Here is a 16580-nt window from a genome sequence, read left to right as displayed (position 1 = left end):
CGGCCATCCTTGCGGCTCCCCTCGATTTCAGCTAATGCGCGCTTTTGCCGCCGGAGAGCAGAAGCTTGGACGATCACCGCGCCGACGTCGCCATCATCATGGGCAGCCAGTCCGACTGGGCGACGATGCGCCACGCCGCCGAAACGCTTGAGGCGCTTGGAATTCCGCACAAGCGCCTGATCGTCTCGGCCCACCGTACGCCCGACCGGCTCTATGACTTCGCCAAGGGCGCCAAGGCGGCCGGCTACAAGGTGATCATCGCCGGTGCCGGCGGTGCGGCGCATCTGCCCGGCATGACGGCGGCGATGACGCCGCTACCGGTGTTCGGCGTGCCGGTGGAATCAAAGACGCTGTCGGGCCAGGACTCGCTGCTATCAATCGTGCAGATGCCGGCCGGCATTCCGGTCGGCACTTTGGCCATCGGCAAGGCCGGCGCTGCCAACGCTGCCCTTCTGGCCGCCGCGGTGCTGGCGCTGAGCGACGAAAAGCTCGCCGCCCGGCTGGATAGCTGGCGCGCCGCGCAGACCGCCAAGGTGGCCGCCGAGCCCACGGACGCGCCGTGAGCCTGCCGGCGGGATCGAGCATCGGCATCATCGGCGGCGGCCAGCTTGGCCGCATGCTGGCGATGGCCGCGGCTCGCCTCGGCTACCGCATCGTCGTGCTGGAGCCGCAGCCGGATTGCCCGGCGGCACAGGTCGCCAACCGGCAGATCGTCGCCGCCTATGACGACGCGGCCGCGCTTAGCGAGCTGGCTGCGGCCAGTGCCGTCGTTACTTATGAATTCGAGAACGTACCGGTCGCGGCCGCCGCGGCACTTGCCTCTACGGTGCCGGTCTATCCGCCGGCACGCGCACTGGAAGTGGCGCAGGACCGGCTGGCGGAAAAGAAATTCCTCAACGGCATCGGCATACCGACCGCGGATTTCAGCCCCGTCGACAATGACGAGGAACTGACGGCTGCGCTGAAACAGTTCAACGGCAGCGGCATATTGAAGACGCGCCGCATGGGCTATGACGGCAAGGGCCAGCGTGTCTTCCGCAACATGGAAACAGGCGGCTTTGCCGGCACTTGCGAGGCGATGGGCAACGTGCCGTTGATCCTGGAATCCTTCGTCACCTTCGAGCGCGAGATTTCGGTGATCGCCGCGCGCGGCAGCGACGGCTCGCTCGCCGCCTACGATCCAGCGTGGAATGTCCATCGCAACGGTATTCTTCACAGCTCGACGCTGCCGGCCGGAGTAAAATCCGAGACGGCGGCTGCGGCTCAAACGGCGGCGGCAGAGATCCTTGCAGCGCTCGACTATGTCGGCGTCATCGGCGTCGAATTCTTTGTCCTTGCCGACGGTTCGCTGTTGGCCAACGAGATAGCGCCGCGCGTCCACAATTCCGGCCACTGGACGGAGGCCGCCTGCACCATCTCGCAATTCGAGCAGCACATCCGCGCCGTCGCCGGCCTGCCGCTGGGAAATCCCGCCCGGCAGTTCGACTGCGTCATGGAAAACCTGATCGGCGACGATGTCAGGCGCGTTCCTGAGCTGCTCGCCGAGCCCGATCTGATGCTGCACCTCTATGGCAAGGCCGAGGCGCGGCCCGGCCGCAAGATGGGCCATTTTACGCGCGTGAGCCGCCGCAGCTAGAGCATGATCCCGAACCGAAGGTCCGCGCTAGCGAAAAGTGGAATCCGGTTTTCGGAAAAGATCATGCTCAAACACAAAGTTAGAACCTACGCTTACTGGATTTCGCCGCTCTCGTCCTCGTCGGGGCTGGCGCAGCTCACATCGCCTTCCGCGCAGGTCGAATCGGCGGTGAGCTGCTTGGTGCGATCGTCGGTAAGCCGCGTCAGGCATTCCGATATCAGCATCGGATAGATCGAGCCGCCTTCGCTGTCCGCGGCGGAATAGCTGCATTCCGCGTCCCGAAAAGCGATCCAGGCGCGCTGCGCCGTCTGCAACAGCTTCCTGGCTTTTGCGTCACTTCCGCCGATGAGATCCTGGTAGGCCTTGTTGAGCTTGGCGTCGGCGGATTTGTAGTCCGCGTCGGCGCAGACGTTCATCATCTGCTGGCTGTCGTCGTTGCGGTCGCATTCCTGCGCATAGGCAACAGAACCTGCCGCGAGGACGACAAGACAGGCGGACACAAGAATTCGGCGCATGACGATCTCCAATTCGCAACCGCATCATTCCAGCCGTCTCAACCCTGCGCAACGCCGCAAGACGCCAGTGGCGGATATTTGATGATACGAAACGGTCCGTATCGTTTAGGCAACGCGCTTGCGGTTGACACGGGCAACGCTCCTCGTCTATGAGCCACGCACAGTTCAAAGGCGCGTCTGTGGGCGCGCCTTAATAATTCGGCCCGTGACCGGGCCCAGACCGACGGGCAAGACCATGAAGATCAAGAATTCGCTCAAGGCGTTGAAGGCGCGTCACCGCGACAACCAGCTGGTTCGTCGCAAGGGCCGCATCTACATCATCAACAAGACCGCGCCGCGCTACAAGGCGCGCCAGGGTTGAGTTTTCGACGGAGGCTGCGCGCCTCCGTCCGCATGATACGCCTCTCACGCTAAATTCAGTTTGACGATCCGGCGTCGGGGGCTAGATTCCCGCGATGCGGATTCTTTTTGCATTTTTCACGGCTTTCCTCGTTTCCGGCGCTGTCTCGCTGCCGGCGTGGGCTGAAGATCCGACCACAACTCCGCCGACAGCACCTCCGGTCGTCAAGACGAAACAGGCGCGGCTCGATCAGCTGTTTGCCGATCTCAAGCGCGAACGCAATGAAAAGGCGGCCGAGCGCATCGCCGGACGGATCGGCAGCGAGTGGTCCCAGTCGGGCAGCGCCTCTATCGACCTGATGATGCAATGGTCGCAGAAGGCGATCGAAAACCAGAAATTCGATGTTGCACTCGATTTCCTCGATCAGGTGGTGACTTTGCAGCCGACCTATGCGGAAGGCTGGAACCGGCGCGCCACTGTTCATTTCATGATGAAGAACTACGGAAAATCGATGGCGGACATCGACCGCACCCTGCAGCTCGAACCACGCCATTTCGGCGCGCTTTCGGGCCTGGCTCAGATCATGGCCGAAACCGGCCACAAGCAGTCGGCACTTGAGGCCTGGCAGCGCGTGCTCGGCATCTACCCGATGATGCGCAGCGCCCAGGACCAGGTCGCCGCGCTTTCCGAGGAGCTTGCCGGCGAAGGCATTTGAGACCAGTAAGGGAGTAGGGGAGCAAGGTAGTATGTGAGAGGTGCAGATTGCACTGTGGAACACCTACTCCCCTACTCCCCTACTCCTGAACCGGTCACAGGCTGATGCAAGCTGGCGGAGTTCGGCGTTGATCGCAGCCCAACTGCCGTCGATGCGCCCGGCTGGCGCCGTGTTTACGACGCGCCATGCAGCCGGCCTATCCGGCAGCCGCGGCCGACATTAGCGGCCGACTTCCGATCCGACATAGGCGATGCGCAACATGTTGGTCGAGCCCGGCGTCCTCAGCGGCACGCCGGCCGTGATGATGACGCGGTCGCCCGGCTTGCCGAAACCTTCATCGAAGGCGATGCGGCAGGCGCGGTCGACCATGTCGTCGAGGTCGCTGGCGTCGGGGGAAACGACGCAATGCGTGCCCCACAACAGCGACAGCCGCCGCGCCGTGTTGAGGATCGGCGACAGCGCCACGATCGGCACTTGCGGCCGCTCGCGCGCGGCGCGCAAGCCGGTCGTGCCGGACGCGGTATAGGTGATGATCGCCGACAGCTTCAGCGTCTCGGCTATTTCGCGGGCGGCGAGCGAGATCGCGTCGGCTCCGGTCGCTTCCGGTTCCGAGCGCTGCGCGTTGATAATTCCGGCATAGGTCGGGTCGGTTTCGACCTTGGTGGCGATCCGGTTCATCATCGCCACCGCCTCGACCGGATAGGCGCCGGCGGCGGACTCCGCCGAAAGCATGATCGCGTCGGCGCCTTCAAACACGGCGATCGACACGTCCGACACCTCGGCCCGCGTCGGCACCGGCGCGGTGATCATCGATTCCAGCATCTGCGTGGCGATCACCACCGGCTTGCCGGCACGGCGCGCGGCGCGGGTAATCTGCTTCTGAATGCCAGGCACGGCTTCGAGAGGCATCTCGACGCCGAGATCGCCGCGGGCGACCATCAGCGCATCCGAAAGCTCGATGATCTCGGCCAGCCGGGCGACGGCCTGCGGCTTTTCGATCTTGGCCATGATCAGCGCCCGGCCGCGTGCGATCTTGCGCGCTTCGGCCAGGTCCTCGGGCCGCTGCACGAAGGACAGCGCCACCCAGTCGACGCCGGTCGCCAGAACCGCGTCGAGATCCCGGCGGTCCTTTTCCGTCAGCGCGCCGACCGGCAGGTCGGTGTCGGGCAGGCTGACGCCCTTCTTGTCGGAAATGGTGGTGCCGGCGACGACGGTGCAGACGATCGCCTTGCCGTTGCTGCTGACCGCCTTGAGCTCGAGCTTGCCGTCGTCGATCAGCAGGCGATGACCAGCCTCGACCGAACGCAGGATTTCGGGATGCGGCAGGTAGACCCTCGTCGAATTGCCGGGCTCGGCATTGTCGTCGAGCGTGAAGGTCTGACCGGCGGTCAGCACCTCTTTGCCGTTGGCGAACTTGCCGACGCGCAGCTTTGGCCCTTGCAGGTCGGCGAGAACGCCGATCGGCCGGCCGACCGCCTCCTCGACGGCACGAATGCGGCCGACAAGCGTACGCATCAATTCATGGTCGGTGTGGCTCATATTGATGCGGAACACGTCGGCGCCGGCTTCGAACAGCTTCTTCAGCATCTCCTCGGACGAGGAGGCCGGACCGATGGTGGCGAGGATCTTGACCTTGCGGCTGCGTCTCATTGACTGTTTGTTCCCGGGGCGGCTGGAGCGCCATCCGTTGCGGGCTCGTCAGTCAGCTGGACCATCCAGCTTGCCTGCTCGCCCGTGTCATATTCCTGGAATCCGGCGCGCTGAAAGCCCCGGGCGACGCAATCGGTAACGCCGGCGATCTTGAACTCTTTTTCGGCCACGCACATGTTGATCGGGCCATCCCAGCGTCCGCCGCGCTCGGCGTCTTCTGCATAAAGATAGTAAAACCTTGATGACAACGGTCCCTCGATCAGCGTCTTGCAGCTCGATCCTTCGATGTGCCACCAGCCTTCGGTGATCCAGCCGGCCTTGGCGCGATAGCCGATGCCGACGCCGACCAGGTTCTGGGTGGCGTTGCAGACCCGGAAATCGGCCCGTGCCGGCGAGGCCGAAATCACCGCGAAAAGAGCCATGGCCGGTACCAGGAGCGGCATGGCCAAGGCGTGGCGCACACGCAGCCTGCCGGCGAAACCCATCCTGAAACCCCTCAAGAACCACATTTGCATCTCTCAACGCCCCTTTTCGGAAAAGTCCGTACGCATGTCAACGCGCCGATCTGTCCAATTCCAATCGATTTAGAAGGCTCTGGCGCGCTTGCGGTCGCCCCTGCTCAGTTTTTTGGCAGAAACCGTGGCCAAACAACGGCATTGCGCAAGCGTTCTCTTCGTGGAATGACGATACCACCCTCCCCGAAAGCCAGCGAACAGACCTTTCCCGCCAATGACCCGATCCACAGTTTTCGCGCCTTTCGATATCGTCGAAGGCGATCGCAAGCGCGGCATGGTGCTTCTGGCCGATCACGCCCGCCGCGACCTGCCGGAGGAGTATGGCAGTCTCGGCCTGCCGGCGGCGGAGTTCGACCGCCACATCGCCTACGACATCGGCGTCGAGACTGTAACCCGCGAACTCGCAAGTCTGCTCGGCGTTCCGGCGGTGCTTGCCAATTTTTCGCGACTGCTGATCGACCCCAATCGCGGCGAAGACGATCCAACGCTGATTCGCCAGCTCTATGACGGCACCGTCATCCCGGGAAATTATCCCATGGCCCCGGAGGAGCGCGAACGACGGCTGGACCGCTTTTACCGCCCCTATCATGATGCCGTCGGCGCCATGATCGCCTCTGTGGCGCGAGCATCCGCGCGGGCACCCTTCATCTTTTCGGTGCATTCCTTCACACCGACCATGCAGGGATTCGTGCGGCCGTGGCACGCCGGCATATTGTGGGACCTGGACGACCGCGTTGCGCGGCCGCTGATCGACATGCTCGCCGAGGACAAGAGCCTCATCGTCGGCGACAACGAACCCTATGACGGCGCACTGCGCGGCGATACCATGTTCAGGCATGCCATCGTCAACGGCTTTGCCCATGCGCTGCTCGAGGTCCGCCAGGACCTGATCGCCGACCGCAAGGGTGCCCTCGCCTGGGCCGAACGGCTGGCGCCGATCGTTGACGCGATAGATCGACGTGCCGATATACATGCGGTGAAAATATTCGGCTCGCGCACCGGGCCGGTATGATGAGGCCCAAGGGAGGCCAACATGACATGACCGAACTCAGCGAAGAACAAAAGCGCGATTTCGAAGCCGCTGCCTTCCGCCGGCTGGTCGCGCATCTGCGCGAGCGTTCCGACGTACAGAACATCGACCTGATGAACCTCGCCGGCTTCTGCCGCAACTGCCTGTCCAACTGGTACCGCGACGCGGCGCAAGCCGAAGGTGTCGAACTCAGCAAGGACCGGTCGCGCGAAATCATCTACGGCATGCCCTATGCCGAGTGGCAGGCACTGAACCAGGTCGAAGCCTCCGACGCCAAGAAGGCCGAGTTCGAGGCAAGACGCCCTAGGGATCACTAGGGGAGGACGCCGTGCCTAAGATTGACGTTGCCGACGTGCCCGGACGCAAGGGCTCATCCTATCCACCGCCGTTCGATGCACCCTGTGCCGAACGCGTGCGGCAGCGGCTAGGCAACGCAGGCGGGCTCACCGACTTCGGCATCAATCTCATGCGCCTGCCGCCGGGCAACTGGTCGAGCCAGCGCCACTGGCATTCGCACGAAGACGAATTCGTCTACGTGCTTGAAGGCGAGCTGACGCTCGTCGAAGATGCCGGCGAGACGGTGCTGCGCGCCGGTGATTGCGCGGCCTTTCCGAAAGGATCAGGCAACGGCCATCACATGATCAATAAATCGGGCGCGATGGCGATCTATCTCGAAGTCGGTTCGCGCTGGCCCGACGACGTCGCCACCTGCTCCGACATCGACATGATGAGCACCAACGCTGACGGCCGGTTTGTGCACAAGGATGGCGCGCCTTATCCCGAGCCGTAGGGATTTCGGAGTGGACCGCCGAGATGGTTGGCCGACGCGAGAGGACGTAGCGTCTGGTCCAAGCACTTTCGGCGAAGAGCGCTTGACTGTGAATTGAATCGATCTAATTTGCCGCGCAACGCCATTTCCGGACCGGATTCTACCCGATGGACGCGCAGAAAATCACGCAGATCGCGATTCGTGGACGCTGGGCAGTGGCCGGCATCTTCCTCGCCAACGGCTTCTTGACCGGCAGTTGGGCGCCGCAGATCCCGGTGTTCCTGACGCGACTCGACATTTCGAAGTTCACGCTCGGCTTGCTGATTCTTTTGTTCGGTGCCGGCGCCGTCACTGCCATGACCTGGTGCGGCCATCTGATCTCGAAGCATGGCTCGCGCACGGTGCTGCGCTGGTTCGGACTTGCCGGCAGCTTCGGCCTTTTGGTTGTGGCTCTGGCCCCCAACGTGCCCCTTGCGGCCGTCGCCATGTTCATCTTCGGCGGTTCGATCGGCGGCATGGACGTCGCAATGAATGCCAACGCAGTGGCAGTCGAACGGCGGCTGTCCCGTGCCATCATGTCGTCCTCGCACGGCTTCTGGAGCCTTGGCGGTTTCGCTGGCGGCGCTTTGGGCGGTTTCGCCATCCAGAACTACGGTCACCTCGCCCATGCGACAGTGGTGACGGCTCTTGCCTTTGCCGTAATCGCCGTAGCGGTCCGCTACCTGATCGCCGAGGACAAGCACCCAGTCGCCGAGCACCACAAATTCGCGCTGCCGGCAAACCCGCTGGTCTATCTGGTTGGGCTGATGGCGCTGCTGACGATGATCTCCGAAGGTGCGGTACTCGACTGGGCGGCGCTGTATCTCAGGCAGGAGCTCGGCGCCGATCTTGCCATCGCAGGCCTGGCCTATGCCGCCTTTTCCGGAGTCATGGCCATCATGCGCTTTCTCGGCGATGGCGTCCGCAACCGTTTCGGTGCCGTTACGACGTTGCGCGCCTCGGCCCTTGCCGCTGCTGCCGGCATGCTGGTGGCCGGGCTGGCTCCCTCGCCTTGGCTGGCCATTGCCGCCTTTGCCTTTTGCGGCCTCGGCATTGCCAACATGGTGCCGATTATCTTTTCGGCCGGCGGCAACCAGGAGGGCATGGCGTCCGGCACCGGCATGAGCGTCGTCACCACAATGGGTTACTCAGGCATTCTGGTGGCGCCGTCGGCGATCGGCTTCATCGCCGAACACTCGAGCTTCGGCCCGATCTTCGTCGCTCTGTCCGGGCTGCTGGTCGTCGTGCTGGTGATGGCTGGGCTCGCTCACCGCGCTGAATTTGCTGCCGAGCCTGCACCGGCTGAATAGCGCTTGAACTCTTCGTAGAGGAAATCCGCGACGCGGCGGATGCGCACGCTGGTACGCACGTCGCGATGCATGGCCAGCCACACCGGCAGCGTCGGCAGCGGGAGACCCGGCAGCACTGTCTCGACCAGCGGATCACGGTCGGCGAGCGGCTCCTGGCCAAAGCCGATGCCGTTTCCCGCCCGCACCGCTTCCCACAGCACGATCTGATTATCGGTCCTGAAGCGGAAGGCATTGCGGGCGAGCGGGACGCCGAACTGGGCAAAGCCGCGAATGATCTCGTCGCTGCGGTCGAAGCCGACCAGATCATGGCCGGCAAGATCGCGGGCCTCGCGCGGACGGCCACGCCGGTCCAGATAGGATTTTGCCGCGCAGGCGCGGAGCGGAATGTCGGTCACCTTGCGCGCGACCAGTTCATTCTGCGCCGGCTTGACCATGCGAATGGCGATATCGGCGTCGCGACGCAGCAGATTCTCGACCTGGTTCGAGGCGACGATCTCGACCTCGATGCCCGGCTCCTCGAACCCAAGCCTCGCTGTGATTTCCGGCAGCACATAGGCCGCCACCACTTCGCTGGCGGCAATGCGCACCGTACCCTCTATCGCCTCGACCGATCCCAGCGCCAGCAGCGAAAAGGCGCTCGCCTGCTCGCTCACCGCGCGGCCCCGTTCAAAGAGCGTGTTGCCCGCTTCCGTGAGCGCGTAGCCACGCCGCCCGCGCCGGAAGAGCGTGACACCGAGCGCCTGTTCCAGCTCGGTGATGTGGCGGCCGAGCGTCGGCTGGCTCGCGGCAAGTTTTCGCGCGGCGGCCGACAGGCTGCCGGTCTCCGCCACGGTGACGAAACTCTTGATCAGGTTCCAGTCAATATCCATTCAAAATTGAATATCATATCGCCAATCGTAGTCAATTTTCATTCGTTTGCGAAGAGACAATATTGGCGTCGTAACGCAACACGGAGACGAACAATGACCACGATCGCAATTCTCGGCGCCAATGGCCGCCTCGGCCGCACGGTCGCCAAGGCCTTCCTCGATGCCGGCTACGATGTCCGTGCCATCACCCGCAGCGGCAAGGTGCCGGCCGAGCTCAAAGGCGCTACGGCGATCGCCGGCGACGCGCTCGACCGTGCTGCGCTGATCCGCGCGACCGAAGGCGTCGATATCATTTTCAACGGCCTCAACCCGCTCTACACCGACTGGAGCAAATGCCTGCCGATGGCCGAGAATGTGATGGCTGCCTGCCGGGCGAACGGCGCGCTGCATCTCTTCCCGGGCACCGTCTACAATTACGGCTCGCAGATGCCGGCGGTGATAGCCGAAGACACGCCGTTTCGCCCGACGACGGAAAAGGGCCGTATCCGCGTCGCCATGGAGGACCTGTTTCGCCGCGAGGCCGACGCGGGTCGGGTGCGCACGATTCTGCTGCGCGCCGGTGATTTCTTCGGTGGTACCGGCAGCGGATCGTGGTTCGATCTGGTTGTTGCCGCCAAGATGACCAAGGGCGTCTATACCGCCCCAGGGCCGGTCGATCTCGTGCATGAATGGGCCTATCTGCCCGACTTGGCCAAGGCCTTCGTCGGGCTGGCTGACAATCTCGACAAGCTCGGCTCCTACGAGGCGCTGAACTTTCCTGGCCATGCGGTGACCGACCTGCAGATCAAGGCGGCCGCGGAGAAGGCGCTCGGGCGCTCGCTGAAACTGACGTCGATGCCGTGGTGGGTGCTGCGTGCCGGCGGCCCGTTCGTGGCGATGTGGCGCGAGATCGTTTCGATGTCCTATCTCCGCTTCGAGCCGCACCGGCTGGTTTCAGGCAGGCTGGAAAGCGTTATCGGTACGATCCCGCACACGCCGCTGGAAGATGCAGTGTCGGAAGCGCTCGAGGATATCGGCATCGCCACGCTCAAGACGACGCAAAAAGTTGCCTAACAACAAACCAAAAAAGGCGGATGGCCTCACGGTCATCCGCCGCTGGTCGGGGAGGAGGGTTGCGCTCAGATCCGGCCCATCAACAGCAGCACCAGGACAACGATCAGGATGACGCCGACGATGCCGGATGGTCCGTAACCCCAGGACCGGGAATGCGGCCATGCCGGAACCGCGCCGATCAGAATAAGAATAAGGATAATGATGAGAATGGTGCTGATCGTCATCAGAAAATCCTCGCTTTGAGGTTGCAATGACGGAACAATGCAGAAGGCCGCCCATTGTTCCCGGGCGGCCTTTGCTTGATCAGGATGGCGATCCGGACTCTATTCGGCGGCTTTCGGGAAGGCGATCGCCGGTTCGGCACCCAGATCGGCGTCCAGGCCTTTCGACGGGATTTCGGCCTTTCGACGCCCCAACAGGCGACTGAACCAGCCACGACGCGCACCGGGTTTGACCTTGGCGCGAGTGAACACCATCAGCATCGACGGCGTCACCACCAGCGTCAGCACGGTGGCGAAGGACAGCCCGAAGACGATCGCCGAAGACAGCGAAATCCACCATTGCGTCGACGGCGCGTTGATCGTCGTCTCGTGATGGAAGATTTCGAGGCCGAGGCCGAAAGCAATCGGCAGCACGCCGAGGATCGCCGACACCGCCGTCAGCACCACCGGACGGGCACGTTCGCGGCAGGTCTGCAGAACGGCTTCGTATTTGTCCCAGCCCTCTTCGCGCAACCGGTCATAGGTGTCGATCAGCACGATGTTGTTGTTCACCACCACACCGGCCAGCGCGATGACACCGATGCCCGACATGACGATGCCGAATGCCTCTCCCGTCAGCAGCAGCCCGAGGAACACGCCGATCGTCGCCATGACCACGCAGGACAGCACCAGCCAGACGCTGGTGAACTTGTTGAACTGCGCCAGAAGCACGATGAAGATCAGGAAGATCGCCGCACCGAAGGCTTTGCTGAGGAAGGCGCCGGCCTCCGCGCTGTCCTCATTCGAACCGGCAAGCTTCCAGCGAATGCCGCTGCCGAGGTTCATGTCGGCGACAGCTTTGGTGACCTCCTGCTGGACGGCTGCCACCTGGGCGCCGGCAGCGACGTTGGCCTGGACGACCACAGTTCGCGCGCCGTCGATGCGGTTGAGGATACCGACCGTCGGCTCCGGCTTGCGCACGACGAAGTTCGAGATCGGCACCGAGCCTTGCGCGGTCTGCACCCGCAGTTCGTCGAGCGTCGACAGCGTGCGCCGATCCTCGGGCAGGCGCAGCCTGATGTCGACTGCATCGTCGGCGCCGGCGGGCCGGTATTCGCTGAGCTTCAGCCCGTTGGTCACCAGTTGCACCACCGTCCCGACCGCGGTTGGGCTGATGCCGTACTGCGCCGCCTTGGCGCGATCGACTTCAAGCGCCCAGTCGACGCCGGGCGGCGCCAGGCCGTCGGAAATATCGATGACGCCGGGCACCTTGGCTATGCGCGCGGCGACGGCGCGGGCCTTGTCGTCAAGGCCCTTCGGATCGACGGCCGAAAGCCTGATCTGGATCGGCTTGCCGGTAGGCGGGCCGGCTTCCGGCACGCGAACCTCGACGTCGACACCGGGAATGCCGGCCATCACGCCGCGCAGTTCGTCCAGGATTGAGTTCGCCGATTTACGCTCGCGCCAGTCGACGAATTCGTACTGGATCACGCCAACCACGTCTTCCGGAACATCCTGGCCGCCGCCCTGCGTCTTGCCGACACGGGTATAGACAGACTTCACGCCCGGCCAACCGAGCAGCCGATTTTCCGCGGTCTTGGTGGCCGCGTCCATTTCGGCAAGCGAAAGATTGCCGCGGGCGTGGACATAGAGCAGGCCGTAGTCAGGCTCGACATTCGGGAAGAATTCGACGCCGGCACCGAATTTCGAATAGGCGTAGCCGACGCCGAACAACAGCGCCACAGTGAGGACAAGCACGGTGATGGGATAATGCACCGCCTGCTTGACCACGGCCATGTACCAGCCGTCGCGATTGTCGTCGGGGTGATGGGCCGGCGCCTTGGCAAATATCGCGCCCAGCGTCGGCGCGAAGACCAGCGCATAGAGCATCGAGGCCGAGAGCGTCACGATCAGCGTGATCGGCATGTATTTCATGAAGTCGCCGATAATGCCCGGCCAGAACAACAGCGGCGAGAAGGCGGCAATGCGCGTCATCGTCGCCGCGATGACCGGGCCGGCCATGCGCTTGGCGGCAAGCGCGAACGCTTGCTCCTTCGGCATGCCCTCGCTCATGCGTCGCTCGGCGAATTCGGTGACGATGATGGCGTCGTCGACCAGCATGCCGACCGCCAGGATGAGGCTGAACAGCACGATCATGTTGATCGTGTAGCCCATCATTGCCAGCAACAGGATGCCGATCAGGAAGGACGAGGGGATGGCCAATCCGATCAGCAGCGAGGCACGGCCAGACAGCGCGTAGAGAATGACGATGAACACCAGGATGACGGCGATCATCACGTGGTTCTGCAGGTCGCCGAGCAACTGGTTCACGAAGACGGACTTGTCTTGCGTGTAGGTGACGTGCATGCCCTCCGGCATCGTCTTGATGAAGGCGTCGGACACCTCCCTGACCTTGCCAATCGTATCGATCAGGTTGGAGCCGATGCGCTTCTTCACCTCGATGGCGATCGCCGGCTTGCCGTCGAGGCGGGTGACCGTCTCGGCGTCCTTGAATGTGGAGCGGATGGTGGCAATGTCCTTGGCCTGCACCACCGCATTGGGGCCGGCGACGACCGGAAGCGCCGCCACATCCTCTGGCGTCTCGATAAGCGACGGCACCTTGACCGCGTATTTGCCCTCGGATCCTTCGATGTTGCCGGCGGCGACAAGACTGTTGGAAGCGCCGACGGCACCGATCAACTGGTCGAGCTGCAGCCCGTAGGAAGACAGCTTCATCGGATCGATGACCACTTCGACGAGGTCGTCGCGCGCACCCTGCAGCGAGCCCTCGAGCACGCCAGGCACTTCCTCGATGCGGTCGCGCAGCTCGCGCGCCGCCGCCGTCAGCACGCGCTCGGGCACCTCGCCCGACAGCGTCACGACCAGGACGGGGAACTCGGAGATATTGACCTCGGAGACCACGGGCTCCTCAGCCGCTTGCGGCAGGTCGGCCTTGCCGTCCTGCACCTTGCTGCGTGTGTCCTGCAGCGCGGTGGCGAGATCCGTCTGTGGCTGGAATTCGACCAGCACATAACCGCCGCCCTGGAAGGCGGCCGAGCGCATCTCCTTGAGGCCTTTCAGGCTCTTCAGCTTGGCTTCCATCGGCCGCAGCAGGAGGCGCTCGGAGTCTTCCGGCGAGATGCCCTGGTAGATCAGGCTGACATACATCATCGGAATCGGAACGTCCGGTTCCGCTTCCTTCGGCGTCGACTGGTAGGCGACCGCACCGGCAAGGATGAGAAAGACCAGGACCGCAATGGTCAGCCGGGCATTGCTGATAGCAAGTTTGACGATGTCCATGATTACTGCGTCCCGGCCGTCGCTTCGCCCAACAGCTTTTGGATGGTCGCCTGGTCGGCTGCGACCGGCTTGACCACCTCGCCTTCCTTCACCAGCTCCTGGCCGGCGACGATGATGCGGGCGTCGGCCGCAATGCCGCCGAGCACCAGGCCGGTTGGCGTGTCGTCGACCAGATCGATCGGGAAGAACACGACCTTGTCATCCTTGTCGACGGCGCGGATGCCGAGGTCGCCCTTGTCGCCGAGCGTCACCACCGAGCGCGGCAGCATCACGGCGTCGGTCGGCTGGGCGCTGAGCGCGATTTCTGCCGTCATGCCGGCCGGTACGGACCCATCGGCATTGGGGATAGCGACTTCAACCCGAAAGGTACGGGTTGCCGAAGATGCATCCCGGCTGATGTAGCGCACCGTACCCTTGACGGTCTGGCCACTGACCAGGCGCACATTGGCTTCGTCACCGATCTTCAGATAGCCGAGATCGCGTTCGCTGACTTCGCCGCGTGCGATCACCGGATCGAGCTTGAGAATGGTCGCCACCTCGCCGCCCTGCATCACGGAACTGCCAAGCTCCACCGGCACCCGGTCGATGACGCCGTCGAAGGGCGCCTTCACCTCGTTGCGGTCGAGCTCGGCTTGCGCTGCGTCCAGTTGCGACTTGGCCAGCGTCAGGTTGGAGCGGGTTGTATCGAGCTGCAACTTGGGCAGATTGCCGGTTTTCATCAGCCGCAGGGCAGCTGCCAGCTCTGCCTCACGTTGCACGACAAGCTGCTTGGCATTGTCGACCGCCGAGATTTTTTCCTCGGCGGCAAGCATCAGGATCAGGTCGCCGGTCTTGACGTGCTGGCCCTGCTTGACCGGCAGCTTGTCGATGACGCCGGCGACGCGTGTCGCCAGGACGGCGCGCTTGTCGGCTTCGGTCAGTCCGGAAATGCGGATAGCGCGTGCATAGGTGCGCCGCGGCGGGGTTATGACCGCGACCGTGCGCAACGGCGCCTTGGGCTGTTCCGCCTCGGCAGTCCCCGGTTTGGCAGCCCCCTGTTCGCCAGCTTGGGGCTTGCCTGCGTCGGCTGCCTTGGGCTGCTCGACCTCTCCTGCCTTGGGCTTGTTGTCGGCGGACGCGCTGCCGACGGACGAGAACTCGCCTGTCGCCATCCAGCCGGCGAACCCGATGAGCACAACAATGGCTGCAAGCTTGTGAAACCTGAATTTCGGCATCGTCATTTTTCCAGTGCGCGGGGTTCGGCCAGGCCGCATCTTCTACTTGGGGCGCGTCGCCGATATGGGTGCGCGCGAGGCCGTATTCAAATTGCCGTGATCGGCGAAGCGCGCTTCTACCTCAAAGTTGCAGCGCAATATAGTCAGAAAAGTTGATGGGTTGTTGCTTTGTCCGCAAAGATGCGGCTGCAGCATCGGCTGTTGATCGCCAAAACAGCGGTATGGCAGCAAGTGTCAGGATGATTGACGGATTGCGAATGCCATCTGCTTGCGAAGCAGCTAGGCCGGACGGCGGGCGGCCTCGGGCTGCTTGCGCGCCGCAAGAAATTCCTTGACCCGCCGGCCCGGCGCCGGCCCGGTCACCGGCTTCAAGCCGTCGTCGAGTTCGCCGGACAGATCGATCGTCGGCCGCTTGCCGACGGCGTCATAATTTTCTTCCAGCCAATCACTGGCTGCGGTGCGGCCGAGGTCGCGCAGATAGGCAAGGAACGCCCATTCGGCATTGACCTTGGACGATGCCGACAGATCCTTGAACGCTTCGTCGGCATCGATGCGGTGCATGCGGATGTCGCGATATTCGCCGTGCGGCAATCGGCCGGCGGCGATCAGTTCCTTGACGAAGGCGATCGAGCGGAATTCGCGCAACAGCCCGGCATTGAAGGTGATCTCGTCGATGCGGTTCTGGATCTCATTGGCGCTCTTCGGCGTTCCCTCGCGGACCACCGGATTGATCTGCACCAAAAGCACGTCCTCGGTGGCCGCCGTCTTGAAGAACGGGAACAGTGCCGGGTTGCCGCCATAACCGCCATCCCAATAGGGCACGCCCTTGATCTCGACGGCACGGAACAATTGCGGCAAGCAGGCCGACGCCATCACCGTGTCGAGGTCGATCTCGCCGTCCGAGAAGACCCGCAACTGGCCGGTCTCGACATTGGTAGCGGAAATGAACAGTTCCATCGACTTGCAGGCGCGCACATTGTCGAAATCGATCTCACGTTCGACCACGTCGCGCAGCGGATTGATGGCGAGCGGATTGGCGACATAGGGCGAAAATACCCGAGACATCGTATCGAACAGGAAATAGCCGGGCGTGTTCTCGATCGACCAATTGCCCCAGGCGACGTCCCAAGGCATGCGCTGTACCGGGCTGAAGCGGCCCTTTGCCGCCACCGCACGCCAGAAATCGTCGAGCTTCCGCCGCGCGCCCTCGACACCGCCGCGGACAAAGCCGTCGGCCAGCGCCACGGCATTCATGGCGCCGGCGCTGGTGCCCGAAACCGCCGTTATGTCGAGGCGCCCGTCCTCGAGCAGCCGATCGAGCACGCCCCAGGAAAACGCCCCGTGCGAACCGCCGCCTTGCAGCGCGACATTGATCTTCTTTGGCTCTTCCGCCTTGCCATTTTTCGGCATGGCGTGGCCCTTGAC

General features: G+C 63.5%; 17 protein-coding genes. 9 read left to right on the top strand and 8 right to left on the bottom strand.

The features are described from left to right. Positions 1-65 precede the first annotated feature (65 nt). Entirely contained in the window at positions 66-563 is a 498-nt protein-coding gene (purE, locus tag NKI16_RS19525) for a 5-(carboxyamino)imidazole ribonucleotide mutase (RefSeq protein ID WP_023678468.1), read from the top strand. Beyond that, positions 560-1636 carry a 5-(carboxyamino)imidazole ribonucleotide synthase gene (locus tag NKI16_RS19520; protein ID WP_352621519.1) on the top strand — a complete coding sequence of 359 codons (1077 nt, stop codon included), beginning with the start codon at positions 560-562 and terminating at the stop codon, positions 1634-1636. The genes purE and NKI16_RS19520 overlap by 4 nt, the downstream gene beginning before the upstream one ends. A gap of 92 nt (positions 1637-1728) precedes the next feature. Here the strand turns inward: NKI16_RS19520 and NKI16_RS19515 are convergent, their stop codons facing one another. Next, complete coding sequence (locus NKI16_RS19515) at positions 1729-2151, bottom strand: lysozyme inhibitor LprI family protein (protein WP_352621517.1); 423 nt, start codon at positions 2149-2151, stop codon at positions 1729-1731. Positions 2152-2386: 235 nt separating this feature from the next. On the opposite strand from NKI16_RS19515, the gene ykgO reads away from it, so the two are divergent. Beyond that, the gene (ykgO, locus tag NKI16_RS19510) at positions 2387-2512 is read left to right on the top strand and encodes a type B 50S ribosomal protein L36 (protein WP_006203764.1); all 126 of its coding nucleotides are present in this window, start codon (positions 2387-2389) and stop codon (positions 2510-2512) included. Between the two features lie 94 nt (positions 2513-2606). Then, positions 2607-3206 (top strand): tetratricopeptide repeat protein, encoded by a 600-nt coding sequence (locus NKI16_RS19505; protein WP_352454860.1) that lies wholly within the window; start codon positions 2607-2609, stop codon positions 3204-3206. A gap of 219 nt (positions 3207-3425) precedes the next feature. Here the strand turns inward: NKI16_RS19505 and pyk are convergent, their stop codons facing one another. Beyond that, a complete protein-coding gene (pyk, locus tag NKI16_RS19500) occupies positions 3426-4856 on the bottom strand; it encodes a pyruvate kinase (protein WP_023678464.1) in 1431 nt (476 codons plus the stop codon). Continuing rightward, positions 4853-5299, bottom strand: a complete 447-nt coding sequence (locus NKI16_RS19495; RefSeq protein WP_352489443.1) for a DUF1036 domain-containing protein — start codon at positions 5297-5299, stop codon at positions 4853-4855. Before NKI16_RS19495 ends, pyk begins: the two co-directional genes overlap by 4 nt. 286 nt (positions 5300-5585) lie before the next feature. On the opposite strand from NKI16_RS19495, the gene NKI16_RS19490 reads away from it, so the two are divergent. The 4 genes from NKI16_RS19490 (at position 5586) to NKI16_RS19475 (ending at position 8519) form a co-directional block, all read left to right on the top strand. Continuing rightward, positions 5586-6383 (top strand): N-formylglutamate amidohydrolase, encoded by a 798-nt coding sequence (locus NKI16_RS19490; RefSeq protein WP_352572000.1) that lies wholly within the window; start codon positions 5586-5588, stop codon positions 6381-6383. A 26-nt stretch (positions 6384-6409) separates the two neighbouring features. Next, positions 6410-6718 (top strand): DUF1244 domain-containing protein, encoded by a 309-nt coding sequence (locus NKI16_RS19485; RefSeq protein WP_352589894.1) that lies wholly within the window; start codon positions 6410-6412, stop codon positions 6716-6718. Positions 6719-6729: 11 nt separating this feature from the next. Further along, complete coding sequence (locus NKI16_RS19480; protein ID WP_352452498.1) at positions 6730-7191, top strand: cupin domain-containing protein; 462 nt, start codon at positions 6730-6732, stop codon at positions 7189-7191. 146 nt (positions 7192-7337) lie between these two features. Continuing rightward, on the top strand, positions 7338-8519 hold the full coding sequence (locus NKI16_RS19475; protein WP_352703816.1) for an MFS transporter: 1182 nt from the start codon (positions 7338-7340) through the stop codon (positions 8517-8519). On the opposite strand, the gene NKI16_RS19470 is transcribed toward NKI16_RS19475, so the two are convergent. Beyond that, entirely contained in the window at positions 8477-9388 is a 912-nt protein-coding gene (locus NKI16_RS19470; RefSeq protein ID WP_352640807.1) for a LysR family transcriptional regulator, read from the bottom strand. The two genes, NKI16_RS19475 and NKI16_RS19470, sit on opposite strands and share 43 nt — an antisense overlap. A gap of 93 nt (positions 9389-9481) precedes the next feature. Here NKI16_RS19470 and NKI16_RS19465 point away from each other — a divergent pair, with 93 nt between their 5' ends. Further along, a complete protein-coding gene (locus NKI16_RS19465; protein ID WP_352621510.1) occupies positions 9482-10441 on the top strand; it encodes an SDR family oxidoreductase in 960 nt (319 codons plus the stop codon). Positions 10442-10506: 65 nt separating this feature from the next. Here the strand turns inward: NKI16_RS19465 and NKI16_RS19460 are convergent, their stop codons facing one another. The 4 genes from NKI16_RS19460 to NKI16_RS19445 form a co-directional block, all read right to left on the bottom strand. Next, positions 10507-10665, bottom strand: coding sequence for a DUF3309 family protein (locus tag NKI16_RS19460; RefSeq protein ID WP_023678456.1), 159 nt, complete (start codon positions 10663-10665; stop codon positions 10507-10509). A 99-nt stretch (positions 10666-10764) separates the two neighbouring features. Next, positions 10765-13941 carry an efflux RND transporter permease subunit gene (locus NKI16_RS19455; protein WP_023678455.1) on the bottom strand — a complete coding sequence of 1059 codons (3177 nt, stop codon included), beginning with the start codon at positions 13939-13941 and terminating at the stop codon, positions 10765-10767. 2 nt (positions 13942-13943) lie between these two features. Continuing rightward, positions 13944-15155, bottom strand: coding sequence for an efflux RND transporter periplasmic adaptor subunit (locus NKI16_RS19450; protein WP_023678454.1), 1212 nt, complete (start codon positions 15153-15155; stop codon positions 13944-13946). Between the two features lie 279 nt (positions 15156-15434). Beyond that, positions 15435-16565, bottom strand: a complete 1131-nt coding sequence (locus NKI16_RS19445; protein WP_023678453.1) for a patatin-like phospholipase family protein — start codon at positions 16563-16565, stop codon at positions 15435-15437. Positions 16566-16580: the final 15 nt, after the last annotated feature.

Source organism: Mesorhizobium sp. M0698, assembly GCF_040320455.1.
Classification (GTDB): Bacteria; Pseudomonadota; Alphaproteobacteria; order Rhizobiales; family Rhizobiaceae; genus Mesorhizobium.
Note: the sequence above shows the minus strand (reverse complement) of the source record. Positions and strands in the feature narration are given on the sequence as shown.